This is a genomic window from Brevibacterium zhoupengii (assembly GCF_021117425.1).
Lineage (GTDB): Bacteria > Actinomycetota > Actinomycetes > Actinomycetales > Brevibacteriaceae > Brevibacterium > Brevibacterium zhoupengii.
The window spans coordinates 1580247-1604263 of the sequence record NZ_CP088298.1; the positions used below are offsets into that span (position 1 = coordinate 1580247).

The 24017-nt window shown below is 62.6% G+C and carries 20 protein-coding genes and 1 tRNA gene; 12 read left to right on the top strand and 9 right to left on the bottom strand.

What is annotated here, in order from left to right; translation table 11 throughout:
• Window positions 1–100: 100 nt before the first annotated feature.
• A complete protein-coding gene (locus tag LQ788_RS07205) occupies window positions 101–985 on the top strand; it encodes a glutamate ABC transporter substrate-binding protein (protein ID WP_231446173.1) in 885 nt (294 codons plus the stop codon).
• 36 nt (window positions 986–1021) lie between these two features.
• Here LQ788_RS07205 and LQ788_RS07210 read toward each other — a convergent pair whose 3' ends face one another.
• From LQ788_RS07210 to LQ788_RS07220, 3 genes are all read right to left on the bottom strand, one after another.
• Window positions 1022–1483, bottom strand: a complete 462-nt coding sequence (locus tag LQ788_RS07210) for a hypothetical protein (RefSeq protein ID WP_231446175.1) — start codon at window positions 1481–1483, stop codon at window positions 1022–1024.
• 58 nt (window positions 1484–1541) lie between these two features.
• The gene (locus LQ788_RS07215; RefSeq protein WP_231446177.1) at window positions 1542–2111 is read right to left on the bottom strand and encodes a dienelactone hydrolase family protein; all 570 of its coding nucleotides are present in this window, start codon (window positions 2109–2111) and stop codon (window positions 1542–1544) included.
• Window positions 2112–2190: 79 nt separating this feature from the next.
• Window positions 2191–2264, bottom strand: a tRNA-Leu gene (locus LQ788_RS07220).
• A gap of 162 nt (window positions 2265–2426) precedes the next feature.
• On the opposite strand from LQ788_RS07220, the gene LQ788_RS07225 reads away from it, so the two are divergent.
• Both LQ788_RS07225 and ppk2 read left to right on the top strand, forming a co-directional pair.
• Window positions 2427–3656 carry an MFS transporter gene (locus LQ788_RS07225; RefSeq protein WP_231446179.1) on the top strand — a complete coding sequence of 410 codons (1230 nt, stop codon included), beginning with the start codon at window positions 2427–2429 and terminating at the stop codon, window positions 3654–3656.
• A gap of 104 nt (window positions 3657–3760) precedes the next feature.
• Window positions 3761–4663, top strand: coding sequence for a polyphosphate kinase 2 (gene ppk2 / locus LQ788_RS07230; protein WP_231446182.1), 903 nt, complete (start codon window positions 3761–3763; stop codon window positions 4661–4663).
• A gap of 191 nt (window positions 4664–4854) precedes the next feature.
• Here the strand turns inward: ppk2 and LQ788_RS07235 are convergent, their stop codons facing one another.
• The 5 genes from LQ788_RS07235 to LQ788_RS07255 form a co-directional block, all read right to left on the bottom strand.
• Window positions 4855–5904 carry a TIGR01906 family membrane protein gene (locus LQ788_RS07235; protein ID WP_231446184.1) on the bottom strand — a complete coding sequence of 350 codons (1050 nt, stop codon included), beginning with the start codon at window positions 5902–5904 and terminating at the stop codon, window positions 4855–4857.
• 140 nt (window positions 5905–6044) lie between these two features.
• Entirely contained in the window at window positions 6045–6971 is a 927-nt protein-coding gene (locus tag LQ788_RS07240) for an AEC family transporter (protein ID WP_231446186.1), read from the bottom strand.
• 91 nt (window positions 6972–7062) lie between these two features.
• Window positions 7063–7380, bottom strand: coding sequence for a hypothetical protein (locus LQ788_RS07245; RefSeq protein WP_231446188.1), 318 nt, complete (start codon window positions 7378–7380; stop codon window positions 7063–7065).
• A 59-nt stretch (window positions 7381–7439) separates the two neighbouring features.
• Complete coding sequence (locus LQ788_RS07250; RefSeq protein ID WP_231446189.1) at window positions 7440–7790, bottom strand: DUF202 domain-containing protein; 351 nt, start codon at window positions 7788–7790, stop codon at window positions 7440–7442.
• Window positions 7787–8200 carry a YidH family protein gene (locus tag LQ788_RS07255; protein WP_231446192.1) on the bottom strand — a complete coding sequence of 138 codons (414 nt, stop codon included), beginning with the start codon at window positions 8198–8200 and terminating at the stop codon, window positions 7787–7789. Before LQ788_RS07255 ends, LQ788_RS07250 begins: the two co-directional genes overlap by 4 nt.
• A 132-nt stretch (window positions 8201–8332) precedes the next feature.
• Between LQ788_RS07255 and LQ788_RS07260 the strand changes: the two genes are divergently transcribed.
• From LQ788_RS07260 to hrpA, 3 genes are all read left to right on the top strand, one after another.
• Window positions 8333–9676 carry an Nramp family divalent metal transporter gene (locus LQ788_RS07260; RefSeq protein WP_231446199.1) on the top strand — a complete coding sequence of 448 codons (1344 nt, stop codon included), beginning with the start codon at window positions 8333–8335 and terminating at the stop codon, window positions 9674–9676.
• 76 nt (window positions 9677–9752) lie between these two features.
• Window positions 9753–10340 (top strand): DinB family protein, encoded by a 588-nt coding sequence (locus LQ788_RS07265; protein ID WP_231446208.1) that lies wholly within the window; start codon window positions 9753–9755, stop codon window positions 10338–10340.
• A gap of 77 nt (window positions 10341–10417) precedes the next feature.
• Window positions 10418–14668, top strand: coding sequence for an ATP-dependent RNA helicase HrpA (hrpA, locus tag LQ788_RS07270; RefSeq protein WP_231446213.1), 4251 nt, complete (start codon window positions 10418–10420; stop codon window positions 14666–14668).
• A 257-nt stretch (window positions 14669–14925) separates the two neighbouring features.
• Here the strand turns inward: hrpA and LQ788_RS07275 are convergent, their stop codons facing one another.
• Window positions 14926–15300, bottom strand: a complete 375-nt coding sequence (locus LQ788_RS07275) for a hypothetical protein (protein ID WP_231446214.1) — start codon at window positions 15298–15300, stop codon at window positions 14926–14928.
• A gap of 237 nt (window positions 15301–15537) precedes the next feature.
• Between LQ788_RS07275 and LQ788_RS07280 the strand changes: the two genes are divergently transcribed.
• The 6 genes from LQ788_RS07280 to LQ788_RS07305 all read left to right on the top strand — a co-directional run bounded on the left by LQ788_RS07280 (window position 15538) and on the right by LQ788_RS07305 (window position 24008).
• Window positions 15538–17130, top strand: a complete 1593-nt coding sequence (locus LQ788_RS07280) for a peptide chain release factor 3 (RefSeq protein WP_231446216.1) — start codon at window positions 15538–15540, stop codon at window positions 17128–17130.
• Window positions 17131–17334: 204 nt separating this feature from the next.
• Window positions 17335–18420 (top strand): inositol-3-phosphate synthase, encoded by a 1086-nt coding sequence (locus LQ788_RS07285; protein WP_231446218.1) that lies wholly within the window; start codon window positions 17335–17337, stop codon window positions 18418–18420.
• 287 nt (window positions 18421–18707) lie between these two features.
• Complete coding sequence (locus tag LQ788_RS07290) at window positions 18708–20291, top strand: AbgT family transporter (RefSeq protein ID WP_231446220.1); 1584 nt, start codon at window positions 18708–18710, stop codon at window positions 20289–20291.
• A gap of 235 nt (window positions 20292–20526) precedes the next feature.
• Window positions 20527–21321, top strand: a complete 795-nt coding sequence (locus LQ788_RS07295; protein ID WP_231447363.1) for a Bax inhibitor-1/YccA family protein — start codon at window positions 20527–20529, stop codon at window positions 21319–21321.
• A 307-nt stretch (window positions 21322–21628) separates the two neighbouring features.
• The gene (locus LQ788_RS07300; protein ID WP_231446221.1) at window positions 21629–22531 is read left to right on the top strand and encodes a dihydrodipicolinate synthase family protein; all 903 of its coding nucleotides are present in this window, start codon (window positions 21629–21631) and stop codon (window positions 22529–22531) included.
• Window positions 22524–24008: an aldehyde dehydrogenase family protein gene (locus tag LQ788_RS07305; protein ID WP_231446223.1), complete on the top strand. Its 1485-nt coding sequence runs from the start codon at window positions 22524–22526 to the stop codon at window positions 24006–24008. Before LQ788_RS07300 ends, LQ788_RS07305 begins: the two co-directional genes overlap by 8 nt.
• Window positions 24009–24017 lie beyond the last annotated feature (9 nt).

Below are 24017 nucleotides of genomic sequence, written 5' to 3' on the forward strand. Positions count from 1 at the left end.
GGCACCCGATCCCACCTGCGGCGGTGTCCGACTCTTCAACGGTACGATCAAGTCATCTTCTCGAAGACGAGGGGCGGACATGCACACGAAGGAGTGTCACATGCGTAAGTTGAACTGGGTCATCGTTGCCACGGTTCTCGGTCTTAGCCTGAGTGGATGTGGGCAGGGAGGTACTCCCTCCAACCCGGGTGATGGCGAAGAACGGCCCACGTACGAGGTGAGAGATGATGTTGACCTGGCCGGGTCACCGACCTGGAAGGGTGCCCAGGAACAGAACTCCATCACGATCGGGGTCTATCACGATCAGCCAGGTATCGGGAACCTCACCGCGGGGGCCGAACGGCCAGAAGGCTTCGACGTTGAGATCGCGACTCTTGTGGCCGGGCAACTCGGCTTCGCACCTGAGGACATCGAATGGGTTGAAACCGTGACCGCTAATCGTGAGACCTTTTTGCAACAGGGCAACGTCGACCTCATAGTGGCCGGATATACCATCAACGATGAACGCAAGAAGATCATAGATTTTGCCGGTCCCTACTACACGACCGGGCAGGATCTCATGGTGAGTTCCGACTCGGACATCTCTGGCCCTGACGATCTTGATGGTAAGACGGTCTGCGCAACGGTCGGGGGAGTGCCAGGTCAGCGGATGGAGGAGGACCATCCGGAAGCAGAGCTCGTCACCTATGACACAGTGTCAAAATGCGTGACCGATCTGCAGTCCGGCTCCGTTGACGCGGTCACCACGGATGATGCGATTCTCCGAGGCTATGCGGCACAAAGTGCAGATGAGCTGAAGGTAGTTGGCAAGCCCTTCTCCGAGGACCAGTACGGGATCGGACTGCCGAAAGGTGATGATGAACTTCGCGGCGCCGTCAATGACGCAGTTGAGTCGGCTGTTGAGAATGGAAGCTGGACTGAAGCCTTCGAGCATACGCTGGGGGATTCGGAAGGTGTGAAGCTGCCAAGCGTCGATCGGTATTAGCCGACCGTCGATCGATACTGGCCGCGCTGGGAGAAGTCAGTCGCTGGTGATCTCCGCGAGCACCTCGGCGAGTTCACGCAGCTCGCCCGCGATGCGGTAGATGCGAGGGGAACCGGAGTAGGTCCAATTGCTGGTGATCATCGACGCGCTGGCACCGTTGGTGGTGGCGGAATACTCCTCACGGCTCACCTGCGCCGTTCGGTCAGCGATGAGGCGATCGCGCAGCTCGGGGGTCAGGCCCTCCCAGTGGTCGGACGCTTCGTATCCAAGGTCATGCCAATCGCCGCCGGACTCGCGGTAGGCGATCGGGCGATTGGCCAGAGCTGAGTCATTGTCCTGAGCCAGGGGTGCTTCGATGCCTGCGTCGGTGCTGGACTCGTCCCTGGCCGATGAGACTGAGAAGAGAACAGCGGGCCCCGGTGCGGAAGTGACAATGGGATCGGCAACGGTGCCGACCGTCTGGGGCGGTCCCTGCGGAGTGAGAAGCAGCTTCGTCATGCCACCATCTTGCCCGGGCCAGAGCTGAGACGCGAACTTGTCTGCGCCTCTGCAACTCTCAAATGTCGGCGAGGAACCCACGAACCCGTTCGAGGAGCAGCGCCGTGGCCTTCGGATCGTAGGCATCGAGGGATGAGTCGAGGAACAGGTGTCCGTCGCCCGGGTAGACGAAAAGCTCCGCCGAGGAGGTCGAATCAGCGAGTTCTCGGGCTGAGGGCAGATCCTCCTGGAAGAACTCATCGTCTTCCTTGCCGTGGATCTGTACGCGCACGCTCGTGGGCCAGGCAGTCCCGAATTCGGAGATTGGGAGGCAGGCGGCGAAGAGAAGCGCGCCTCGGGCATCGTTGCTGGTTTGTGCGAGGTTTTGGGCGGTGGCAACTCCGAAGGAGATTCCTGCGTAGACGAATCCGCCGTCTGGTGTGGGGAGCGAGGCGGGGCCACGCTGGCGAATCGTGTCGAATCCAACCTCTCCGGCATAGGCGAATCCATCTTCGATGGACGCGAACGTGTGGCCTTCGAACATATCGGGAGCGTGCACAGTATGCCCGGAGGACCTCAGTTCCTCTGCGAACGCGGCGACTCCGTCGGTGAGCCCCTGGATGTGATGGAAGAGTGCGATCTCGGCCATGGCGATGAATCTCCATTGACTGCCTTCGGCGGATGCTCCGATTGTACGCAGGAGAGAGGAGAACGGCGAGAAGAAAAAGTCCCCCCAGTGGGACTCGAACCCACACTTGATCGATTTTAAGTCGACTGCCTCTGCCGATTGGGCTATAGGGGGATATGCGGGCCTTCGCCCGTTGTACAGACACTGCATTCACAGCGCCAGCACTCACTTTATAGCGTACCTGGGCCTGCCGCGATCCGAGACACGGCGACCTCGCCGACGCCGCGATCTGAGACACACCGACACGCCATTTGTGAGACGGCTAGTCTCAAACTCATGACCGAGAATCCGCCCAGCAGACAGGCCTGGGTGATCCTCGTCGTCGGAGTCCTCTCCCAGATGGCAGCCACTATCGCGATCACCGGTCCGGCCTTCCTGATCCCGTATATGCACTCCGATCTCGGATATACGCTGACTCAGGCCGGCACTGTGGCCGCGGCCCCGAGCTTCGGCCTCATCCTCACTCTCATCGCCTGGGGTGCCTTCGCCGACAGGTTCGGCGAACGCCTGGCCATGACCCTGGGCATCGCTCTGACTGCTCTGGCATCTGGAGTCGCCGTGGCCCTGGTCGGCTCACCGGTGTGGATGGTTCTCATCATCGCAGCCTCAGGCGCCGCCGCGGCCTCCGTGAACTCGGCCAGCGGGCGTGTGGTCATGGGCTGGTTTCCCCGCCACCGTCGCGGTCTGGCCATGGGGATCAGACAGATGTCGCAGCCCCTGGGCACGAGCGTCGCGGCACTGTCCGTCCCACCCATCGCCGCTGCCGGCGGGTTCAGCGCTTACCTGTGGTTCGTCGTCATCGTCACCGGGGTCATGGCCGTCATCTGCTTCGGACTCGTCAAAGACCCTCACCGCGCCGAGGCGGCTCCCAGCCCCGTACTCACGACCACCGGTGATGGACAGCCGGGTCCCACCTCGGCGACGGACAACCCCTACCGGATGGATTCGTTCCTCTGGCGAATCCACGCGGTCTCCGCGCTCCTCGTGATCCCGCAGTTCGCGTTCTCCACCTACGGCCTCATCTGGCTCATCGCGAACCAGCACATCAGCGTCGGCATCGCCGGCGGCATCGTCGCGGCCTCCCAGATCGTGGGAGCGATCGGGCGCCTCATCGTCGGCGGACTCTCCGACCGACTCGGCTCCCGGGTCGGACTGATGCGGGTCGTGGCGATCGCAGCGGTCGTCTTCGTTGCGGCGATCGCGCTGATCTCACTGACGCCGATGCCGATCGTGGCCACAGTGGTATTCATCCTGGCATCCACGATTTCCGTGGCCGACAACGGACTGGCCTTCGCCTCGGTCGCCGAGGCGGCTGGCCCTCACTGGTCAGGCAAGGCCATGGGCACGCAGAACACGGGACAGTTCGTCATGTCTGCGCTGTTGGGCCCGGGATTCGGTGCGCTCATCACGATCTTCGGCTATCCGCTGTCCTTCGCCTTCGTCGCCATCGCACCCCTGCTCAGCCTGGGAATCATCCCAAAACAGGACATTGATCGGATAACCTGATGTTCATCTTTGCTCAGTACTGTGCCTGAAGACTGGTGACGACCGCGACATGACGAGGCCAAGCCGCTGAAGAAGACGAAAGCTGTCGATGTGAAGGAGCGCCCGTGAACAACCTGCTCAATGAGAATCTGCGCGAATACATCGACAAGCTGCGAATCGAAGGCTACACGGTCGAGGACACTCACACCACGGACCCGCACCTCATCGACCCGATGGGCCGCGCAGTCGAGACCTGGCGTGAAGGCTACCCGTATCCGGAACTCATGGACCGGGAGGAATACGAGGTCGAGAAGTACCAGCTGCAGGTGGAGCTGCTGAAGTTCCAGTACTGGGGGCAGGATACCGACCGGAAGCACGTCATCGTCTTCGAAGGCCGTGACGCGGCGGGCAAGGGCGGGACGATCAAACGCTTCACCGAGCACCTCAACCCTCGTGCGGCTCGTGTCGTGGCTCTGAACAAGCCCTCGGACAAGGAAGCCGGGCAGTGGTACTTCCAGCGCTATATCAGCCACCTTCCGACCAGTGGTGAGATCGTCATGTTCGACCGCTCCTGGTACAACCGGGCCAACGTCGAACGCGTGATGAACTTCTGCACCGATTACGAGTATGAGACCTTCATGGGCCAGGCCCCGGTGTTCGAGAAGATGCTCATCGACTCCGGCATCCACGTCACCAAGCTCTGGTTCTCCGTGACGCAGCGCGAACAGCGGACGCGTTTCGCCATCCGCCAGATCGATCCGGTGCGACAGTGGAAGCTGTCTCCGATGGACCTCGAATCCCTGGATCGCTGGGACGACTACACTGCGGCGAAGGAAGAGATGTTCCGTCGCACGGACACCGATCACGCTCCCTGGATCACGATCAAGAGCAATGACAAGAAGCGGGCGCGACTCAATGCGCTGCGTTATTTCCTCAACCAGTTCGACTACGAGGACAAGGACACCTCGGTCGTCTACGAGCCCGACCCGATCATCGTGCGCCGCGGCCGCGATGCCGTCGACGACTGAGGTTCGCCGAGGCCGGGGATATTTCGACGCGGCCGAGAATCGAGCCGCTGGAATGAGAAATACTGCGGCCGGGTGGAAGGGGAAAGACCACCCGGCCGACAACCATGGAGCGGACAGAGTCCGCAGCATTCACTTGGGCATGAGACCCGTGTTGGGCATGATGCCTACGTTGAGCATGAGGCCCGCGGTGCTCAGGCTTCTCGCCGAGCCTTCTTCAGCGCGCGGCGCTTCTTGTGGCCTGCGAAGCTGAGCCAGAAGAGGACGATGGCCAGGAGCACGAAGAGTCCGCCTCCGGCGATGCCCGAGTCGACCCAGAACTGCGGTGGGAACAGGCGGATGAGGGAATCGTCGCTGTAGAACTCCCAGGTTCCATCGGAGAAGAAGATCTTGTGGAATCCGCGGAAGAAGGTGTCCCAGCCGAGGAACGCGAGCACTGCCGCGGCAGCCATGACGACGACGCTGATGATGGCGCCCAAGCGCAGTCCGACATGGATGCCCATCCCATGCCTGCGTGACATGTAGAGGCCGAAGAGCACGGCACCGATGAGGCCGATGAGCGCAATCAGGTAGAGCAGTGAGATGAGGCCCTTGACGTCGGCCATGTGGTTGAGCTCGTCGGAGATGAAGATGGGCTCGCCGTTGGGCATGATGACGTCGGCGAGATAGCGCCGGGAGTCGAGGTTGGCCAGGTAGTCGATGACGTAGGTGCCGTAGTGCTCGCGGTCGGCGGCGCTGAAGCCGAACTGGTCGGCTGGGAACCCGGGACGGAAGTACTCGAATTTGAGGAACAGGCCTGAGGCCACGAACCGCACGGCCAGGGCCAACAGGATGAACGGTGTGGCCAGGGTGATCCAGATGGTGCCGATGACATCGAGGACGCTGCGGCGTCGCTCGGGCACCTCGGGGTCATGAGGTTCGGTCGATGTCGCGGCATGAGTGACTGCTGCCCAATCGGCTTCGCTCATCACCGCGGTGCGCGAGTTTGCGGGAACCTCACGGGTCCTGGCGGTCTCGGCAGGGTTCGATGAGTGAGCGGGCGCAACGCGCACCGGTCCGGTCGAAGGCTTGGGCTCGTCCTTGGCGATCGGCTCCCTGATGGGGTCGAACGCCTCGGTGTCGGTTGAAGGATCATTCGCGGCCTCCAGCGGAGGCTCCGACTGCTTTTCGGCAGCACTACTGGATCCTGAACTCATCCGCCTGCTCAGGAGGTCTTCGGTCTCGTTCTTCTTGTCTCCAGCCACGTTCCCATTGTCATTGACCCGAGTGGGCAAGCAGGCTCCGACACGCCACAGACCCCCAGATCACCGAGGAGGCCGGGGCAGAGCGTCGGCCCGGCAGGACGGATTTTCGGCTCAGCCGATCACCCGTTCGCCTCGGCTGCTCAGCCCAGCAGGGCGGCGATGATGACCAAGGTCGGCACTGCCAGCACCGTGGTGATGAAGACCGCATCACGCATGAGTGCCTCGGACTGTCGATATTGCATGGAGTAGATATAGACGTTCTGGGCCGTCGGCAGGGCCGAGGTGACGACGATGGCGAAGAGCGCGATGCCCGAATATCCGAGCAGAGGGCCGCCGATGACCCAGGCCAGCACCGGTTGGATGACCTGTTTGGCGATCGTGATGTAGGTCAGCTGTTTTCTGGTGCCCGGTGCCGGCAGTGCCCAGCCGTCTTTGAGGGAGATGCCGAAGGCCAGCAGTGCTCCCGGAACTGCGGTGGCTCCGATCATGTCGATGGGTTCGAAGATGAAGCGTGGGAGTTCGAAACCGGTGGCCGAGGCGGCCACGCCTGCGGCCGCGCCGAGGACGATGGGGTTCTTGAGGATCTGGAGGACTCCCGAGTACCAGCGCTGATTGTGCTTCTTCTTCCCCGTAGCGTCGAGGACGGCCATGCCGATGGGCGCGAGGATGAGCAGCTGGAACAGCAGCACGGGAGCGACATATCCGATGTCGTGGAGGACGTAGGCTGCGATCGGGATGCCGAGGTTGCCGATGTTGACGTAGCTGACGGCCCAGGCCGAGAACATCGCCTCACCGGTGCTGCGTTTTCGGATGTAGCGAGTGAGGACGAACAGCAGCACACCCACGATGAGCGCGGACCCTCCCGTGGCCAGGAGGGCAGTGTTGAAGATCAGGCCCAGATCGGTGTCGGCGACCGTGACGTAGAGCAGGGTCGGTGTGCCGGCGTAGAAGACGAGCTTCGCGATGACCTGCTGCCCGTTGGGTCCCAGAACCTCGGATCTGCCCAGCACGAAACCGACCAGGATGACTCCTGCGATGACGGCGAAGCCTTCGAAAACAGCCAGCATGGGCTACCGGTGGTCCTCGCTTTCCGAGTCAGTGGGTGTCGGCCTCGGTCGAGGCAGACGGAAGTGGTCGAGCCAGTCCGTAGAGGCCGGTTCAGACTACTTCGGCGGAGTCGACGGCCACATATGCAGCCGTCGCTGTGACGGCAGCGACGCTGAGCACCGCGGGCCAGGCACCGATCTTCTTCGCGAGTGGATGAGAGGCCCCGAACCCGCCGAGGTAGCCCAAGGTCAGTGCTGTGCCGATGGGCCAGCCCTGCTTGGTGAACCATGTGCGGGCCGCGTAGGCACCGGCGGCGGCGAGCACGACTCCGCCGAGGGGGCGGATCCCGGTCTCGCGGGCGGTCAGGTACCCGCCGACGAGGCCGACGGCGACAATCGGGGCGGTTGAGACTTCACGAGCGTCCTTCATGAGGTCCAGTTTAGGCAACGCCGTTTTGGAACCGGAGGCCGGTCTCACAACGAGGAACGTCATTCGAGGGTGATCTTGATGACCGAGGCGATTCCGAGAGCGGCGATGAGGCAGACGGAGCTGCTGAGGAAGAGGACAGCCCATGGGGTCGGTCGCCCCCGTTCGGCCCGGATCGATACAGATCCGAGTCGGTAGCGCCTCACCTGCATGGCGATGGCAGCGATCGCCAAACCTATGCAGACGACGAAGATGACGATAGACAGTCCTTCGAACACGTTGATCCAGCGGACGAACAGGAGGCTGACAACCGTCATCGTCAGACTGGTGCGCAGCCAGGACTGGGTCGTCCTCTCAGGCTGCAGCCCCGGATCGGCGTGGGGCTGGGGCCGTCTGGGACTCGGCGTGGTCACAGGACTCCGGCGAAGACCAGAACGAGGAGGCCAGCGCCCAGCGCAGAGGCGAGTGAGACGATGGGAATGATGAGCGGCAGCGGCAGCGAAGTCTTGTGTCGCATGGCCGACTCGATGCGATACCACCTGAAAGCCGCACCGGCGGCCAGGATGAATCCGATGACCATGAGGACGATGGACAGCGTCGCCCGCAGCCCGGAGGTGAAGATCTCCGAGGTGAAGGCTTCGACCGCGATGCCGCCGCCGATGAATGCCAGAGCCGTGCGGATCCACGACAGGAACGTGCGTTCGTTGGCGAGGGTGAAGCGCGGGTCAGGGTCCTCGCCGTCGGGAAACATTCGTCGGGCGATCCTGCTGCGTGGGTCATCGGGGGTCACGTATCGAGGATAGCCGTTGTCGTCGAATACCATGTCAAGGTACGACGATTTCCGCTGAAGTTCGCTTCCCGCGCGAAGCCGCCGGTGGCGCGAAGTCAGCGCAACGGTGAGTTCGCTGTCGGTGGCGGACGCAGTGACAGCCGATGACGAAGGTGAAGACCTGACATGACTGACAGTGACGACAGACCCCAGAACTCCGGACCCGGTGATGGTTTGGGACCCGGTGACGGTTTCGATCCGGCCGCAGACACCGGCGTAGCCGAAGCCCAAGGACCCGCCAAATGGAAGGTGATCGGTCCCGGACTGGTCGTTGCCGCCACCGGTGTGGGCGCCGCAGATATGGTGGCGACCCTAGTGGCGGGCAGCCAGTTCGGATACGGGCTGCTGTGGGCGGTGATCGTGGGTGTGATCCTCAAGATCGTCCTCGTCGAGGGCGCCGGCCGATTCACCTTGGCCACAGGAAAGACGATCTTCGAAGGCTGGACGTCGCTGGGGCGGTGGACGACCTGGTACTTCGGGCCCTACATCATCATCTGGGGATTCGTCTACGGTGCCACCGCGATGAGTTCTGCCGCGCTGCCCCTGGCCGCGCTGTTCCCCGGAGTCAACCTCACCGTGTGGGCCATCATCATGGGTCTCGCGGGCTTTGCCATGGTGTGGTTCGGACGGTATTCCGTCTTTGAGAAGATCACTGCCGCCCTCGTCGGAATCATGTTCGTCACCGTCGTCGGTTTGGCCATCATCGCCGTTCCCAACATCCCGGACATGCTCACCGGACTCATCCCGCTGATCCCGGAAGGCGGTGTCATCTACACCTTGGCTCTGGCCGGCGGTGTCGGCGGCACGATCACTCTCGCCGCCTACGGATACTGGCTGCGTGAGAAGGGATGGCACACACCGAAGTGGATGCGTGTGATGCGCATCGACAACTCTATGGCCTACGTACTGACAGGAATCTTCGTCATCGCCATGCTCGTCGTCGGTGCCGAAGTCGTCCGCGCAGCCGGTGTCGCCATCTCTGCCGATGACAAGGGACTCATCGAACTCTCTGATGTGCTCAAAGCCAAGTACGGCGATGTGGTCGGAATCGGCTTCCTCGTCGGCTTCTGGGCCGCGTCCTTCTCCTCGATCATCGGAGTCTGGAATGGTGTGTCGCTGATGTTCGCCGACTTCTGGGGACACATGCGCAAGAAGCCGGCCGGTCACCCCGACACGCTGACCGGTGGAAAGTACTTCAAGGCCTACGTGCTGTGGCTGACCTTCCCGCCGATGCTGCTCTTCCTCCTGGGCAAGCCGATCGGTCTGATCCTGGCCTACGGCGTGCTCGGATCGCTGTTCATGCCGTTCCTGGCGATCACGCTTCTCGGTCTCCTCAACGGCAAGAAGATTCCGAAGAAGTGGGCGAATAAACTGCACACCAATATTGCGCTGGCCATCACAGCGCTGCTGTTCATCGTCCTCGGCATCCAACAGCTCTACTCGAGCCTGGCTCCGCTCTGGGGCGGATGATCGGTCATCTGTTTCACATGATGCATCTGAGGGAAGAAGCCTGTCCTTCTTCCCTCAGGTGCGGCAGACTTGAAGCATGGCCCGCGACGATGCGATGAAGACGATCCTCAAAAACCACCTGCAGGCATGCCGCAACGATCTGCTGTGGAAACTCGAAGGACTCAGCGAACGCGACCTGAGGCTGCCGCGCACGGCCACGGGGCTCAACCTCGCCGGCGTGGTCAAACACATGGCGAACGTGGAGATCGGGTACTTCGGCGACACCTTCGGCAGGCCCTGGCCGAACCCCGAAGAGGCCATCACACCCGAGCAGTTCGAGACCGACCCGCAGGCCGACTGGTACGCCACGGAGAGCGAGACAGCAGGCTCTGTCATCGACTTCTACACACGTGTGTGGTCCTTCGCCGACGAGACCATCGACACGCACACACTCGATGCGCAGGGCACGGTTCCTCATTGGCCTGCTGAGAAAGCGGCGGTGTCTCTGCAGCAGATCATGGTCCACGTCATCGTGGACCTCGCGCGGCATCTGGGCCAAGTCGACATCGTCCGCGAGAGCATCGACGGCCAGACCGGGCTCAACCCCCGCAACCCGAACATGCCGGAGGGCCAGGACTGGGATGCCTACCTGGCCAAACTGCGGTCACTGGCGAACAACACCTGAACCCAACCACCGGAGCGGGCGAGTGCACCCACAAGGGGCACCCACCTCGGCGGGGCAGACGATAAGCTGGGACTGAAATGGCATATGAGAACTCAGCATCCTTCACCCCGCGCCCTGACTCGCAGCCCTCACCGAAGGGTGCGCAGTCGGGGAAGCGATCACCTCGGCGAAAAAATCCACGGCACAAGAACACCGGTGCAGGACATCGTGAGCGCCGGGCACGGCTGACGGCCGCCCGCCGATCGCAATCTGTCGACGTCACCTACCCGGAGAACCTGCCGGTCAGCGCCGCCAAGGACGAGATCGCCGAGGCCCTCCGCGATAACCAGGTCGTCATCGTCGCCGGCGAGACCGGCTCCGGCAAGACCACCCAGCTGCCCAAGATCTGCCTCGAAATGGGGCTGGGAGTCAACGGCCTCATCGGGCACACCCAGCCTCGGCGAATTGCGGCCAGAACCGTTGCCGAGCGCATCGCCGACGAACTCGGTGAGGACCTCGGCGGGACCATCGGCTACCAGGTGCGATTCACCGCTCAGGTGGCGGACTCAACCCGGGTCAAGGTCATGACCGACGGCATCCTGCTCTCGGAACTCTCCCGCGACAAACTGCTGCGCGACTACGAAGTCATCATCATCGACGAGGCCCACGAACGCAGCCTCAACATCGACTTCCTGCTCGGCTACCTCAAAGAAGTGATGGGGAAGCGGCCCGAACTCAAGGTCATCATCACCTCGGCGACGATCGATCCGCAGTCCTTCGCCGCGCACTTCGACGACGCCCCGATCATCGAGGTCGCCGGCCGGACCTACCCGGTCGAGGTCCGCTACCGTCCACTCGTCGACGATGAGGAGGACGACGACGTCGATGGGCCGGGGGAGTCGGGAAGCTACGAAACGGGGCCCGAGGAACAGACCGAAGGCATCATCGCCGCCTTCGACGAACTCAGCACCGAAGCACCCGGTGACATCCTCGTCTTCCTCTCCGGGGAACGCGAAATCCGCGACACAGCCGAAGCCCTCGAGGCTCACCTGCGCAAACGGCCGCGCCTGAGCAACTGGGAAGTCGTACCGCTCTTCGCCCGGCTCTCCGCCGGTGAACAGCAGAAGGTCTTCAAACCGCACTCGCGTCCGCGCCTGGTCCTGGCCACGAACGTCGCCGAAACCTCGCTGACTGTCCCCGGCATCAAATACGTCATCGACGTCGGCACCGCCCGCATCTCCCGGTACTCCAACCGCACCCGCGTCCAACGTCTGCCGATCGAACGCATCTCCCAGGCGAGTGCGAACCAGCGCAAGGGCCGGTCGGGACGCACCAGCGACGGCATCTGCATCCGCCTGTACTCGGAAACCGACTTCGACTCACGACCCGAATTCACCGACCCGGAGATCCTGCGCACGAACCTGGCCAGCGTCATCCTGCAGATGACCGACCTCGGATTCGCGGCCAGTGACAAAGAGATCCTCGAATTCCCGTTCCTCACCCCGCCGGAGGCCAAGGCCGTCCGTGACGGGCGCACCATGCTCGCCGAACTGGGCGCGCTGACCAGCGACAAGGCGGGAACGATCACGGTCACCCCGACCGGAAGGCAGCTGTCTCTGCTCCCGATCGACCCGCGGCTGGCACGCATGGTCATCGCCGGCGCCGAGGCGGGATGCGGGGGAGAGGTCACCATCATCGTCGCGGCCCTGTCCATCCAGGATCCCCGTGAGCGCCCCACCGAGGTCCGTGCCGCCGCCGATGAGAAGCACGCTCGCTTCACCCACCCGGGCAGCGACTTCCTGTCCTACCTCAACCTGTGGAACTACCTGGATGACCAGCAGTCGGCTCTGACGAGCTCGAAGTTCCGACGTCAGTGCAAGGCCGAATTCCTCAACTTCGTGCGCATCCGCGAATGGCAGGACCTCGTCGGCCAGCTGCGCTCCCTGCTCGGATCGGCCGGCATCCGCGTCAACAAATCCGTGTGGCGTCCGGTGGAAGCATCGACCGCCGAGGTGGGGCCTGGGTCTGCGTCGAACGCGAAGGGGGCGAAGGGGACCGCGTCGAATGCTGCCGGCTCGAACGCTGCTGTAGCCGCGACTGGAGCGACGACCGGAGCGAAGAGTGCCAACGGCAAGATCGGCTTCGCCGAACTCAGTGCGCAGAAACGCAGTGCGAAGAAGAGCGGTGGATCTGACGGGGCGAACGACTCCGGGCAGAATGCGGCCAGTGCCCGCCTAGACCCGCATGCCGCGGCCATCCATCGGGCTCTGCTGACCGGACTGCTGTCGATGATCGGCTCCCGGTCCGAACGCAACAAGGACTATCAGGGAGCCCGAGGTACCCGCTTCGCGATCTTCCCCGGCTCGGGCCTGTTCAAGAAGAAGCCCGACTTCGTCATGGCAGCCGAACTCGTCGAAACCTCACGACTTTGGGCGCGCACGGTCTCAGCGATCGAACCCGACTGGGTCATCGAAGCCGCCGGTGACTTGGTGACCAGACAGTATTCGGATCCGCACTGGTCGAAGAAGGCCGGCGGGTCGATGGTCTACGAGAAGATCTCCCTCTACGGCGTCACACTCGTCTCCGACCGTCGCGTCGGATACGGCACCTTCGACCGGGAGGCCGCGCGTGACATGTTCATCCGCAAGGGTCTCATCGAAGGTGACTGGCATGAACGCTTCGGATTCCTTGAGGCCAACGCTGCCGTCATCGACGAGGCGGAGGCGCTCGCCTCACGTACACGCAACCGCAGGGTCCTTGACCAGGACGATGCACTGTTCGAGTTCTACGATGAGCGGATTCCGGCCACGATCACCTCGGCGGCGGATTTCCGTGCTTGGTGGAAGAAACAGAAACGTCGTGACTCGCACATCCTGGATCTGTCCACCTCGATCCTGCTCAGCGACGACAGTGAGGAACTGACCGCCTCGGTGGCCGACGACTTCCCGATGGAATGGGAACTCGTCGACGGGTCCACGGCCAAGCTGCGCTACTCCTTCGAACCCGGCAGCACCGAGGACGGGGTGACCGTCGAACTGCCGGCGGCAGCCGTGCCGTTGGTGGACTCCGACGAATTCTCCTGGCAGGTCCCGGGACTGCGGGAGGAACTCGTGGCCGCCTACATCCGCTCGCTGCCGAAGAACAAACGCCGCTACTTCGTGCCCGCACCTGACGTCGCCCGCGACATCCTTCCAGTCCTCACGCCCTATCGCGGGGCTCTGCCCGAGGTGCTCGCCGCGCAGTTGAGCGAACGTGCCGGCGGGGGAGGCCTGAACGACCTGGTGCCGATCACAGTGACCGCCGAGGACTTCGACCTCGACCGCATCCCACCTCATCTGCGGATCCGCTTCCGCGTCATCGACGGCACCACCACCGTGGGCATCGGGGAAGACCTGAAGAAACTGACGAAGACCGCGAAACCCCAGGTGCGCAAGGCTCGGGCACAGCAGGTTTCGTTCACTGCGCAGACCGGGATGACCTCATGGTCCTTTGGCGCACTGACCAATCCAGATGAAGCGGAAGTCGGAGCTGTGCCAGGGCTCGTGGACCGCGGAACCAGTGTCGACCTCGTCGCCTTTGACACTGCTGCTCAGGCACGACTGTCCTCACGCGAAGGACTTATCACTCTGCTGAGCCTGCGCACGAATGAGGCGCTGAAATACCTGCGAGACGGACTCACGACCGATGAGAAGCTGGTCCTCGCCGGCCATCAGAAAGCCTCGGACGAGATGCTGCATGCCCTGGTCAGGGCAGGGATCCGCAGTGTTGTCGAAGCTGAACTGGGAGCAGCGGAGACCGCCTGGGTGGCCGATGCTGCAGAGTTCGGTTCGCTCGAGACGAAGGTGCACGCTGCACTGACCGACATGTGCTCGAACCTCCTGCCGCACCTGATGAAGGCACTGCGCTCGGCCACCGAACTCGACAAACTCGTATCGAAGGCTTCGTCCCTGGCGATCCTGTCAAACCTCGCCGATGTGCAGGCCTGGCGCGGATCGCGGGTCACCGGGGCGTCGGTAGCTGCGATGACCGAGCAGATTATTCGCGATCTGCCTCGCTGGGTGCAGGCCGAGGTGGTCCGCATTGATGGCATGCAGAACTCGCCGATGCGTGACAAGCAGCTCATGGATCGCATCAGTGGCAGCGTGGACTCCGTGCTGAAGAAGGTCGGCAACAGGTTCCCCGATCTGGCCAAAGCGGACTGGTCGCGGATTGTGGTTTCGGTGCCCAGCGAGTGGCGGGACGTGATCATCATGCTCGAGGAGCTCCGCGTCAGCCTTTACGCGAATTCCCTGGGTACCGCCCACCCGGTGTCGGAGAAGAGGATCGCCAAGGCACTCGCGCAACTGTAAGCGACGGGTTGCGCCGCGCACCATCAGTCGCATAACGCACTGTTGCAACGGGAGGTTTTGGTGCTGCTGGTGCGGGGTGCGAAACTCCCGGGTGGCAATAGCACTACGGGGAGGGAACGTCGCCAATTGTAGGACGTGGCGTTAATAGGGTGGCGTTGGGTCGGAAGGTCCTGCGGCGTCGGAGGCGGCAGCTGCGTCAGCGAGCGTGCTGGGTGCGGGAAGTCGGTCGTGCGGGTGCGGGGTGAAAGAGGTTTTGCCTAGGCGGGGGCCGAGGTGAAGTAGCCGGCGAAGAGCCACCAGATCGGGAGGATCGCGGCCGCAAGGAAAGCCGCGACGGCCCACCAGATACGCCACTTCCATGTGCGCCTGCGGGTGCCGAAGAAGAGGAACACGAGATAGAAGACGAGACAGAACGCACCGGAGAGACTGAGCATCACCATGCTGAAGGCCTCCAGCCCGGAGGTCCCGAGGTCGAAGAGGTAGCTGGTGACCTGCCCGATGTCGAGGGAGAACTTGATCGCCAACACCAGGAAGGGGATGCCGAGGAGTGCCGCCAAGATCAGCGGCAGGGCCTTGAGCAGGCGTTCCTTCGGTTCAGAGCGGCCAGCGTATTCAACAAATTCCTCATTCATCGCCACCCAGCATAATCGTGGAATCCGACAGGATGCTGGACGAACCGCGCGGCACGAACTGCAACTCTGGAGCTGCCCGGGACACTGGATCCGCTGCGACATTGACGCTGCGAGCAGCACTGGGTCTGCCAGCGACACCGTCGGATATACGGATGCAGGGCTCCCCGACAGGCATACAAAGACAACTGTGACTGACCGGACACCCGGTCGGGGACAGAAGAGGGATAAGATATTTTGGTGACTTCTGGCCAGTATTCTGACAAGGACATTCGAACCCAGGCGGACCGCCGCCGGACGTTCGCTGTCATTTCGCACCCCGACGCGGGTAAATCGACGACCACCGAGGCGCTCGCCCTACATGCGCGAGCCATCGGCAAGGCCGGCGCCACCCACGGCAAGGCCGGTCGCCGCGCTACTGTCTCCGACTGGATGAAGATGGAGCAGGACCGCGGAATCTCGATCTCCTCGGCGGCCCTGCAGTTCGAGTACCGGGATGCTGTCTTCAACCTCGTCGACACCCCGGGTCACGCCGACTTCTCCGAGGACACCTACCGTGTGCTCTCTGCCGTCGACTGCGCAGTGATGCTCATCGATGCAGCAAAGGGCCTCGAGGCCCAGACCATGAAGCTCTTCGAAGTCTGTGCCCACCGAGGCATCCCGATCATCACTGTGATCAACAAATGGGACCGCGCGGGTCTCGACGCACTGGAGCTCATGGACGAGGTTCAGGAACGTACAGGCCTCCTGCCTACCCCGCTGACCTGGCCGGTCGGACAGTCCGGTGACTTCAGGGGAGTCCTCGACCGACTCACCGGCGACTACACGAAGTACGACCGCACCGATGCCGGTGCCAACATCGCCGGAGAAGAGACCTATTCGGCAGACAAGGCCATCGAGCTCGAAGGCGATGCCTGGCAGACCGCCGTCGACGAATCCGATCTTCTTGACATGGAAGATCAGAATCACGACCAGGAGACATTCCTCGCCGGCAAATCGACCCCGGTGATGTTCGCCTCGGCCGTGCTGAACTTCGGCATCCACAAACTTCTCGACATGCTCGTCGACCTGGCACCTGCCGCCGAGGCCCGTCTGGACAAGGACGATGAGCCCCGCGACGTGGCCGACCCGTTCTCCGGATTCGTCTTCAAGGTCCAGGCCGGTATGGACTCCAACCACCGTGATCGCCTGGCCTACATCCGCGTGTGCTCCGGTGTCTTCGAACGCGGTTCCGTGCTCACCCACGCCGCGACCGGGAAACCCTTCGCCACGAAGTACGCCCAGCAGGTCTTCGGCCGTGACCGTGATGTCGTCGACGAAGCCTTCCCGGGCGACGTCGTCGGTTTGGTCAACGCCAGCGCACTGCGCGTGGGCGATTCGCTGTACTTGGACAAGAAAGTCGAATTCCCCGGCATTCCGACCTTCTCACCCGAGCACTTCATGGTCATCAGGGCCAAGGACTCCTCGAAGTACAAGCAATTCCGCCGCGGCATCGAACAGCTCGATCACGAGGGTGTCATTCAGGTGCTGCGTTCAGACCTGCGTGGTGACCAGGCCCCTGTCCTCGGCGCCGTGGGACCGATGCAGTTCGAGGTTGCCGAAGACCGGATGAACAACGAATTCCACGCACCCTGCTCACTCGAGCGCCTCAACTTCTCCTTGGCCCGACGCACCACACCGGAATGTGTGCCGACCCTGGCACGAGAACGGTCAGTGGAAGTTCTGCACCGTTCCGACGGTGAGCTGCTCGCTCTGTTCTCGGACAGGTGGCGACTCCAGGGTGTGCAGAAGAACCATCCGGATCTGGTTCTGGAGCCGCTCGTCGTCAGCTGAGTACACACACCGCGAGCAGCTGTGCCAAATGCACGAGCGGCCGCATGCCTCGGAATCCGACGAGGAGGTCCACCGTTTCGACGGGAAGCCTCGCCGTTTTGACGAGGACATTAAGATGAATAGTCGGGGTCATTTCAAGTTGGCCCCAGTTGGGGAGACCTGACGCTCGGGGAGACCCGAAATGACAAAGGAGATATCACAGACGTGGGAACGAAATCGATTCGAGTCGCAATTGCCGGACTGGGCAACTGCGCCTCTTCCCTGATCCAAGGTGTTGAGTATTACCGGGACGCAGCTCCGGGCAGTAAAGTACCGGGACTCATGCACGTGGAATTCGGGGACTATCACGTCGGTGATATCGAATTCGTCGCCGCATTCGACGTCGACGACAAGAAGGTCGGTGCCGATATCGCCGAGGCGATCACCGCCAGTGAGAACAATACGATCAAAATCGCCGACGTCCCCCCGACCGGGGTCCAGGTGCAGCGCGGACCGACCCTGGACGGACTCGGCGAGTACTACCGCGAGACCATCGTCGAATCAGATGTCGAACCCGTCGACGTTGCTCAGGCTCTGCGCGATGCGCGCGTCGACGTCCTCGTCTGCTACCTGCCCGTGGGTTCGCAGGAAGCGGTGGAGTTCTACGCACAGGCCGCCATCGACGCGAAGGTCGCCTTCGTCAATGCCCTCCCGGTCTTCATCGCCGGCACCAAGGAGTGGGATGAGAAGTTCCGCGCCGCCGGTGTGCCGATCGTCGGTGACGACATCAAGAGCCAGATCGGTGCGACCATCACCCACCGTGTGATGGCCAAACTGTTCGAAGACCGCGGCGTCGTTCTCGACCGCACCTACCAGCTCAACGTCGGCGGCAACATGGACTTCAAGAACATGCTCGAGCGCAAGCGCCTCGAATCGAAGAAGATCTCGAAGACTCAGGCCGTGACCTCGAACACTTCAGCCGAGCTCGAACCTCGCAACGTCCACATCGGCCCCAGCGACTACATTGAGTGGCTCGACGACCGCAAATGGGCTTTCGTTCGCCTCGAAGGCCGCAACTTCGGCGATGCTCCCGTGTCCCTGGAGTACAAGCTCGAGGTCTGGGACTCACCGAACTCGGCCGGAGTCATCATCGACGCCGTCCGTGCGGCGAAGATCGGCCTCGATCGCGGTGTCGGCGGTGCCCTCATCTCCGCATCGTCGTACTTCATGAAGTCACCCCCTGAGCAGAAGGGCGACGACGCAGCCCATGACGCAGTCGAAGCCTTCATCCAAGGAAACCTCGAGCGCTGATCTGAGCACCACAGCATCCTGAGAATGCCGATCACACCTTCGTGTGGTCGGCATTTTCGCTGTCCCCATTTCTCAGTATCCGGGTGTACGGATGCTCCTCGACCACCTCGGCGAATGCAGCAGTCGATCCAGGATATGAGATTGCCTCGCCGCAATCGGCATTGTCCATAACACTGAGAACTTGCACACAGTGGTCCCTGCCACAGAGATCGTGATCGACCACCGAGGTGGGCGGCTCCGCCTGGATCACCTGCACACCCCTTTCGACGAGTCACCGAGGAGTATCGATGTCGCGCAATACCGCTGTCAACGACACGAAACCGAAGAAGCCGGATGAGTTCAGCTGGCTGATGCGTCTGCTGGTCATCATCGAGAAGGCCGGAAACAAGCTGCCGCACCCCTTCTGGCTGTTCCTGTCTCTGGCCGTAGTGGTCATGGCGCTCTCGGCGATCTTCTCCGCCACCGGTCTGCAGGCAGTCAATCCTGCCACCGATGAGACGGTGACGGTGACGAACCTCTTCAGCACAGAGTCCCTGCGTGAGATCGTCGCGGGGGCCACGAACAACTTCGTCACGTTCCCACCGCTGGGTCTCGTCCTCATCGTGCTCATCGGTGTCGCCGTGGCAGAGCAGTCCGGGCTGATCCCGGCAATGCTGCGCGGAACGATCGCCGGTGCCTCACCGAAGTGGATCACTTTCATCGTCGCACTCGCCGGTACTGCGGCATCGATTGCCTCCGACGCCTCGTACATGATCATGATTCCCCTCGGCGGACTCGCGTTCAAAGCGGTGGGGCGCAACCCGATGCTCGGCTGCCTCGTCGCCTACGCCGCAACCTCGGGTGGGTATTCCGCGGCACCGATGGTCAACTCCTTGGACACGATCCTCGGCGGGCTCTCCACCTCGGCGGCTCAGATCATCGACCCGGACTACGTGGTCAGCCCGCTGGCGAACTTCTACTTCAACTTCGTCTCGATGTTCGTCGTCGCGGCCGCCGTCACCCTCGTCACCGAACTGCTGCTGTCGAAGCGAGCCGACCAGATCGAACTCGACGAACCGGACGAGAACGATCCCGACAACTTCGACGTCAAGATGGCACTGGACTCCAACGAGAAGCGCGGCATGGTCATCGCCGTCCTGTCCATCGTCGCCTGCGCCGCGATCCTGTTCTTCCTCGCACTGCCGAAGGGTTCGTTCCTGCGAGACGAAGCCGGTGGATTCGGTCCCGAATCGGGGCTCATGGCAGGAATCGCGGCCATTATCGGCTTCGGGTTCTTCATCGTCGGCATCGTCTACGGCTATGCCACCGGATCGATCAAGAAGACCTCAGACATTCCCGACATGATGGGCAAGGGACTCCTGCCCTTTGTCCCGGTCATCGTCCTCTTCTTCGCGGCCAGCCAGTTCCTGGCGCTGTTCAAAATGTCCAGCCTCGGCGAGATCCTCGCAATCAAGGGAGCCGAGTTCTTCGGTTCACTCGAGACGGGAACATTCGTCATCCTCCTCGGCGGATGGCTGCTCGTGGCCCTCGGCGCACTGTTCCTGACCTCAGGCTCGGGACTGTGGACACTCATGGCGCCGGTGCTCGTGCCGATGTTCATGCTCCTGTCCATCTCCCCAGAGACCACTCAGGCCCTCTACCGCATCGGTGACTCGACGACGAACATCATCTCGCCGATGAGTCCCTACTTCGTCGTCGTCCTCGGCTTCATCCAGAGGTACAAGCGAGACGCCGGAATCGGCACGGTGCTGTCGTTCACCATTCCGCTCTCATTCGCGATGTTCGTCCTCTGGGGTCTGCTCTTCTTCATCTGGTGGTCCATCGGAATTCCTTGGGGACCCGGTTCGGCCACGAGCTACCACATGGGCTGAGGTTTCAGTCGGGTGACCACATCTGCCGTTGAAACAACATCTGCCGTGGAAACGGGAATAATCGACCCAGCAACCGGCGTTACGATCGTGCAACGCTCGTTGACTTGAGCTCTGGATCATCAGTGACTGTCCAGCTCAAGTGACTAGACTGAGACTATGAAACAACTCTCGTGCGGCATTTCGTCTGTGCGAGCAACCTGCTCAGATCGAAAGGATCTCGACCGTGAGTAACCCTATGATGAACCGGACCCTCAACCAGGGAGTCCAGGCCGGCCGCAACGAACCGGTCATGTCCGACCAGGAACTCAACAACCTGTTCGACCAGCCTGCCGCACAGAACCGCAACGCCGGCCCGCAGGCCGCCGAACGTGCGATGACCTACGACGACGTGATGATGAAGACCGGTGTGCTCTTCGCCATTCTTCTCGCTGGTGCCGTCGTCGGCTGGTTCGTTCCGGTCCTTGCCCTTCCTGCGATGCTCATCGCGCTGGTCCTCGGCCTGGTCAACGCCTTCAAGAAGGAACCGAGCAAGGCCCTGATCATCGGCTATGCGGTCTTCGAAGGAGTCTTCCTCGGCGGCATCTCCGCGATCTTCGAAGCCCAGTTCTCCGGCATCGTCCTCCAGGCCGTTCTGGCCACGCTCTGCGTCTTCGGCGTCATGCTCGCCCTGTTCAAGTTCAAGGGTGTGCGCTTCGGTTCGAAGATGAAGAAGTTCATGATGATCGCCATCGGCGGTTACGCGATCTTCTCGCTCATCAACTTCGGCATCGCGATGTTCACCGGCACCGGCGGTGCCCGCAGCGTCGAAATCAACATCATGGGAATGACCTTCCCCTTGGGCGTCATCATCGGCCTCGTCGCCACCGTGCTCGCAGCCATGACACTCATCATGGACTTCCAGATGATCGAGCAGGGCGTGAAGCAGCGGATCCCGGAGAAGTACTCCTGGATGTGCGCCTTCTCCCTCATGGTCACCCTCGTGTGGCTCTACATCGAAATCCTGCGCCTCATCTCCTACTTCAGAAACTAGGAGCACATCGCCTGCCTCGGGGACACCACCGAACGGCGGCGACAGCAGCGAAGCGAAGGGCGGATTCCCAGACAGGGAGTCCGCCCTTCGTCGTATCTGAAACCATGCTCTCGAAGGTGCTGAGCGGGCACGTCGAAGCTGCCGGAAAGGAACTACGGGGCTGAGGCGTCACGGTCGTTGGTGCGTTTGTGCACCACGGTCTGTATCTCCGGGCATTGAAGCCCACCGTCGGTGTTCATAGGCTCGAAGTGTCGGAACCAGCAGAACTTCACCGCCGAAGCAGCGCCGAGAGAAGGATGATCCCATCATGAGCAGACCGAGCATGCGCGGCGTCTTCGCCGTACCCACCACCCCCTTCGACTCAAACGGGGCGCAGAGTATCGAGCAGACCGCCGTAGGTGTCGAATCCGTGCTCGCCGCCGGAGTCACAGGAATCCTGTGCCTCGGCGCCACGGGGGAGGCACTGGCACTGAGCCGGCAGGAACGCGATGCCCAGATCCGCACAGTGGTCGACACCGCAGCCGGTCGAGCCCACGCCGTCGTCGGCTGCATGGCCTACACCCCGACAGAGATGAGCGCACAGATCGCACAAGCACAGCAGCTGGGGGCAGACGCGGCGATGATCACCCCGCCCTTCTACGGAGGGCTCGAACCCGATACCGCAGTCGCCGCACTGCACACGGTGATGTCCACATCGGAGCTGCCGGTCATGGTCTACAACAACCCGCACTCCACGGGGACCGACCTCCTGCCCCAGCACCTCGGGACACTGCTCGACACCGGCAGCTTCTGGAGCGTGAAGGAGACCTCCGGAGAAGCCACCAGAATCCGCGAGCTGCGTGATGAACTGGGCACTGACGTCGAGGTGTTCGTCGGCGCCGACGGCATCGCACTCGAAGGGTTCACCCAAGGTGCCAGCGGCTGGGTCGCCGCCTCCGCCTGGCTCCTGCCGCGACAGTGCCAACAGCTGTGGGACTTCTCGAACCAAGGCCGGTGGGACGAGGCCGTGGCACTGTGGAATCAACTGGCCGGTCCTCTGGGACAGATCGAAGACAGCCCCGCCTTCATCTCCCTCATCAAACAGACGCTGAGCCGTCGCGGGATCGAGCAAGGCCCTGTCCGTCCTCCACTGCCCACCGCAGCACCCGACACCGTCGACGCGCTGCTGGCAGCGATCACTGCGATGGAGAAGGAGGCTGCACATGTCTGAGAAGGGCGAACTTGTCGTCACCCGCATTCTCGAGGGCAACCTCGGCGTGCATATGAATGGTCGCAGCCTTCCCGGAGAAGGTCCGCGCCTCGATCTCATCTCCCCGATGACAGGCACCGCATTGGGGACATTGTCGGAGGCCTCGACTGCTCAGCTCGACGCTGCGGTCGGGCATGCCCGCCAGGCGTTTGCTGCTGGTGCGTGGGCTCGCGATGCCGCGTACAGGGCAAGCGTCCTACGCAGCCTCGCTGAGGCTGTCGATGCCGATGCGGAGGTCATCGCCCATCTGGATGCCGTCGAGGCGGGTAAGGTCTTCGCCGGCAGCGTCACCGAGGACGTTCCGGACGTCGTCGCGAACCTGCGCTTCTTCGCCGACCTGCTCGCCCGCGAGGAGGGTCGCTTCCTGCAGGATGACTCCGGCTGGGGCTGGGTGAGAAAGGTGCCTGCCGGCGTCGTCGGGGTGGTGCTGCCGTGGAACTTCCCCATCGCGATGCTCGGGTGGAAGGTCGCTCCCGCACTGGCCGCCGGCAATGCGCTCGTGCTCAAACCCTCCGAGGACTCCGTGCTCAGCGCCCTGCACTTCGCGCAGCTGGCCGCTGAGGCGGGAGTGCCCGACGGGATCATCAACGTGCTCACCGGCACCGGTCCGCACATCGGGCAGGCGATGGGACTGCACTCCGGTATCGATGTCCTCACCTTCACCGGATCCGGGCCCACCGGCCGATCCTTCCTCGAATCCTCGGCACGATCGAATCTGAAGAAGGTCTCCCTCGAACTCGGCGGGCGGGCCGGCTACATCGTCGACAGCGAGCACGCCTCGGACTATGCGACCATCGCTGCTGACATCGCCGCAGCAGCGTTCGGCCAGAGCGGACAGAACTGCACGGCCTCATCGCGCACGATGTTCATCGGCGACGAAACCGAGTACACCCGCTTCCGCGAGGCCCTCATCGCAGCAACAGCCTCGATCACCGTCGGCGACCCCTTCGCGGAGGGGACTGATATGGGCCCGGTGATCAACGCCAAGGCCCACCAGCGAATCAACTCCTGGATCGACGAAGCTATTGAGAAGGGAGCAAGGGTCGTCAACGAGCGAGTCGAAGTGCCGGGCGCCGGCTATTGGGTCCCGCCGACGATCCTCGAAGATGTGCCGGGCGAGAGCGAACTTGGTCACGGCGAGATCTTCGGTCCCCTCACCCAGCTGCTGCGCATGACTTCGCGGCAAGAAGCCGTGAGCGCCATCAACGATGAGCCTTATGGCCTGGCCTCGACCGTGTGGTGCGAGGATCTGGCCACGGTCAAATGGTGGGCCGATCAGATTCGGGTGGGAACGCTCGCGATCAACGGCTACAGCGAAGGAACGGTCGCCACACCCTTCGGCGGAATGCGCGAATCCGGGTTCTGGGGTCGAGACAACGGACCGGAGGCACTCGAGACCTACCAGGAGTCGATGACCGTGTGGATTGCACACAGCTGAGGGCCACGG

Bases quoted from the DNA above. Each gene is read 5' to 3' on its own strand.
- LQ788_RS07205 (WP_231446173.1), top strand. From the start codon at position 101: ATGCGTAAGTTGAACTGGGTCATCGTTGCCACGGTTCTCGGTCTTAGC.
- LQ788_RS07210 (WP_231446175.1), bottom strand. From the start codon at position 1,483: ATGACGAAGCTGCTTCTCACTCCGCAGGGACCGCCCCAGACGGTCGGC.
- LQ788_RS07215 (WP_231446177.1), bottom strand. From the start codon at position 2,111: ATGGCCGAGATCGCACTCTTCCATCACATCCAGGGGCTCACCGACGGA.
- LQ788_RS07225 (WP_231446179.1), top strand. From the start codon at position 2,427: ATGACCGAGAATCCGCCCAGCAGACAGGCCTGGGTGATCCTCGTCGTC.
- LQ788_RS07240 (WP_231446186.1), bottom strand. From the start codon at position 6,971: ATGCTGGCTGTTTTCGAAGGCTTCGCCGTCATCGCAGGAGTCATCCTG.
- LQ788_RS07245 (WP_231446188.1), bottom strand. From the start codon at position 7,380: ATGAAGGACGCTCGTGAAGTCTCAACCGCCCCGATTGTCGCCGTCGGC.
- LQ788_RS07255 (WP_231446192.1), bottom strand. From the start codon at position 8,200: ATGGTATTCGACGACAACGGCTATCCTCGATACGTGACCCCCGATGAC.
- LQ788_RS07260 (WP_231446199.1), top strand. From the start codon at position 8,333: ATGACTGACAGTGACGACAGACCCCAGAACTCCGGACCCGGTGATGGT.
- LQ788_RS07265 (WP_231446208.1), top strand. From the start codon at position 9,753: ATGGCCCGCGACGATGCGATGAAGACGATCCTCAAAAACCACCTGCAG.
- hrpA (WP_231446213.1), top strand. From the start codon at position 10,418: ATGGCATATGAGAACTCAGCATCCTTCACCCCGCGCCCTGACTCGCAG.
- LQ788_RS07275 (WP_231446214.1), bottom strand. From the start codon at position 15,300: ATGAATGAGGAATTTGTTGAATACGCTGGCCGCTCTGAACCGAAGGAA.
- LQ788_RS07290 (WP_231446220.1), top strand. From the start codon at position 18,708: ATGTCGCGCAATACCGCTGTCAACGACACGAAACCGAAGAAGCCGGAT.
- LQ788_RS07295 (WP_231447363.1), top strand. From the start codon at position 20,527: ATGATGAACCGGACCCTCAACCAGGGAGTCCAGGCCGGCCGCAACGAA.
- LQ788_RS07300 (WP_231446221.1), top strand. From the start codon at position 21,629: ATGAGCAGACCGAGCATGCGCGGCGTCTTCGCCGTACCCACCACCCCC.
- LQ788_RS07305 (WP_231446223.1), top strand. From the start codon at position 22,524: ATGTCTGAGAAGGGCGAACTTGTCGTCACCCGCATTCTCGAGGGCAAC.